Below are 558 nucleotides of genomic sequence, written 5' to 3' on the forward strand. Positions count from 1 at the left end.
ATGATGTGGTTGGGGCTGTCGAACATCAGCGTGTAGCCGTCGGGCTCGGCGCGCGCAGCCACGGCAGCGCCGATGGTGCCGCCCGCGCCGGTGCGGTTCTCGATGACGAGCTGCTGGCCCAGTGCCTCCGACATCTTCGGCTGGATCAGTCGCGCGACGGTGTCCGCCGCGCCGCCTGCGCCGAAATTCACGATGAGCCGCACGGGGCGGGTGGGATAGTTGCTCTGGGCGCGGACGGCCGGAGCGGCCAGCGACGCGCCGAGCCCCAGCAGCGCCGCGCGCCGCGAAAGACGGATGTTCATTGGGACGTTCCTCGTTTTTGTTCAGCGCGCGGCTTCGAAGGCCGCGATCTTGTCCTCGAAGCCCAGCGTGAAGGCGATCTCGTCCACGCCCGCCAGCAGCAGGCGCTTGCGGAAGGGGTCGATGTTGAAGTGGCGGGCGACCCCGTCCACGCCGGTCACCGTCTGCGCGGCGAGGTCGATGGCGAAGGGCGTGCCCTGCATGGTGCCGGCCTGCGCGCGCAGCTCCGCGACTTCTTCCACTGGAAGCACGATCGGC

The 558-nt window shown here is 69.7% G+C and carries 2 protein-coding genes; both read right to left on the bottom strand.

Annotation, left to right across the window (positions count from 1 at the left end; translation table 11 throughout):
* Positions 1-302, bottom strand: a 302-nt coding sequence (locus AC1DWF_RS37515) for a Bug family tripartite tricarboxylate transporter substrate binding protein (RefSeq protein WP_476843488.1), incomplete at its 3' end; no start/stop codon positions are given.
* A gap of 21 nt (positions 303-323) precedes the next feature.
* The coding region (locus AC1DWF_RS37520; RefSeq protein WP_476843489.1) for a 3-isopropylmalate dehydratase small subunit at positions 324-558 on the bottom strand (235 nt) is incomplete at its 5' end.

This window comes from Aminobacter sp. P4_D5 (assembly GCF_056401815.1).